Origin of the sequence: Streptomyces sp. NPDC006265, from assembly GCF_040613555.1 — a bacterium.
In the GTDB taxonomy this organism is placed as follows: Bacteria; Actinomycetota; Actinomycetes; order Streptomycetales; family Streptomycetaceae; genus Streptomyces.
Genome location: NZ_JBEXSH010001170.1, coordinates 1 through 2,228, shown reverse-complemented (window position 1 = coordinate 2,228; position 2,228 = coordinate 1). Strand labels below are relative to the sequence as shown.

General features: G+C 69.3%; 2 protein-coding genes and 1 pseudogene. All 3 read left to right on the top strand.

The window, feature by feature from the left end; all coding sequences use genetic code 11:
- Positions 1-760 (top strand): tetratricopeptide repeat protein (locus ABZ281_RS46665; RefSeq protein WP_356664608.1); only part of this gene is annotated, 760 nt, incomplete at its 5' end.
- A gap of 113 nt (positions 761-873) precedes the next feature.
- Positions 874-1,845 (top strand): endonuclease/exonuclease/phosphatase family protein, encoded by a 972-nt coding sequence (locus ABZ281_RS46660; protein ID WP_356664606.1) that lies wholly within the window; start codon positions 874-876, stop codon positions 1,843-1,845.
- A 115-nt stretch (positions 1,846-1,960) separates the two neighbouring features.
- Positions 1,961-2,228 (top strand): annotated as a pseudogene (locus tag ABZ281_RS46655) (hypothetical protein); the annotation flags it as partial.

Genomic DNA, 2,228 nt, shown 5'->3' with positions numbered 1-2,228 from the left:
GCTGCTCCGCTCGTCCCACGACTACGAGCTATGGTCCGAGAGCCACGAACTCGGCCTTGAGGCCGCGCGCCGCTGCGGGGACCGTGAAGCCGAAGTCGAGATGCTCAGCACGTGGGGGGTCGGGCTGCGCGGCGCAGGCAACTTCGAGGCCGCCGCCCAGACGTTCGCGGCCGTCCTGCGGCTCGCCCGCGAGGAAAACGACCGTCGCGCCGAGGCCCAGGCCCTCCACGAACTCGGGTCCGTGAACCTGCACAGCGGTCATCCGGCCGAGGCGGAGGACTTCCTGCTCCAAGCCCGCCAGCAGCGCATCGAGCTGGGTCACGCGAGCGAGTCCGAGACCGACCGGCTCACGTACAGACGGGCCGTGGCGATCACCAACGTCTGCCTCGGTCAGGCCCAGCTCGAACTCCACCGCCCTGCCGAGGCAATCGAGATTCTGAGCGCCGCCCGTGCGACGCTGCTCGACATCCAGGACGCATTCGACGCGGCCCGGGCGCTCGCGTGGCTCGCCCGCGCCCACGCCGCGGGCGGTGCCCCGGGCGAAGGCGAACAGGAGGGGCGCCGGGCCGTCGCCGAATGCGACGCTGCCGGATCGCAGCGCTGGCGTGCCCACAGCAGGGAACTGCTCGGCCATACCCTTCGAGAAGGCGGCCAACTGGGCCTGGCACACGCCTTCTACGAATCAGCCGCTGGCATCTACTCGGCTGTCAGCCGCCGCGATGAGGACCGCGTCCGCCGGCACCTTCAGGACCTCTCGTGATCACCTGCGGGCTGCGGCGACCGCGCCCTCCCGCCTTACGCCCCGCACGGGGGAAGCACGCGTTCGTCGGCCCCACCCTGGAAAGGCGTGCGGACCAGCTCGTCGTCGTGTTGATGAATCTGAAGAACGACGGCGGTCCGGAACCGAAGCGGGGCGTCCTTCCCGAGCGGTGGCACCTGGCCTACGAAGGCATGTTGGCGCCCTTGCAACCGGACGTGGTCGCGGTGACAGAGTTCACCTTCTCCCAGACCAGGACCGGCGCAGCGTGGGCTGAGAAGAGAGCCGCCAACCGGAGGTTCCAAGCAGCCCAGTATGTCCTGGACAGCCACGGCTTCCGGGCAGCCAAAGGCCAAGGACGCAACTCAACCGGTCTGTTCATACGCAAGGGGTCGTTCCTCCTCGACCCGTCGCCCCAGCGCCACTACACCAAGATCTACCGGACGCCGCCCACGCATGTGGTCGTGCGGCTGCCCGAAGTGCCGCACGTCCCGATCAACTTGCTGTCGCATCACGCGCCGTACTGCAACCCGCTCCAAAGCCAGCTTGAGGCATACGAGCTGACCTCCGTGATCGACAAGATCGACGCCCACCATGACGCCCGTTCTGGTCTGGAACAGGCCGCCGCCTGGGTCCTGGGCGACTGGAACCAAGAGGCGTGGGGGCCGTCCGGCATTCCCTGGAACTCCCCCGAGGTCACTGACCGTGTGCACCGCTGCCACCGCGCCGTCAAGCAGTCGCCGGGACCGCAGGGACTCTGGGTGAGCAGAACCGGCGTGGACGAGTTGATGATGGATGTCGGCATGCACGACGCCTGCCGATTCGCCGCCATGCACCGCGGCCAGCCCCACGCGCTGGACCCGACGGCCGGCTTCGCACCCGGAGCCGCCGGCCAAGGCGGCCTGTGCCGGATCGACCGCCCATATTTCGATGGCTGGTCGGTCCAGGCCGTCGAGGAAGTACGGGTGCTGGACATGACGGGGATCAGCGATCACCACACAGTGGTCATCGTTCTGTCGCGGCCACAGCTCGTTCAGGCTCTGCTCCGGGCCTTCCCCGAGCTGCGCCCGTGGGCGCTGGCCGCATGACTCCGGGACTCCCCGTGGCATCCGACGCCGACCACGGCCCATCCGCCCGCAGCGGTGGTTCGACATGACCATTCCGCCGCCTGCCTCAACAGCGCTACCAATGAGAGGCCCCACCGTGCCACCCCACCCGCGTACCTGCGGTGCACGCATCCCGGTCACCGCGGACCTGCGCACCCACTCCCTCGCCACACGGCCTGATGTTCCCGGGATACCGCGCGGCTCCGTCATCTGCGAGTTGACGGAGCATGGCCCTGAGCAGCACGCGGGCCTCATCCGCCCGCTCGCACGCCCCGAGGGCGGCGCGGTGTGGGCCACCTGGACCACCCCGGAGGAGGTCGCCTGCCTCGCCTTGTACGACTGCGGCAAGCATGGCGAGGATCAGG

Excerpts from the sequence above, each read along its gene's own strand:
- ABZ281_RS46660 (WP_356664606.1), top strand. The coding sequence starts at position 874 with ATGAATCTGAAGAACGACGGCGGTCCGGAACCGAAGCGGGGCGTCCTT.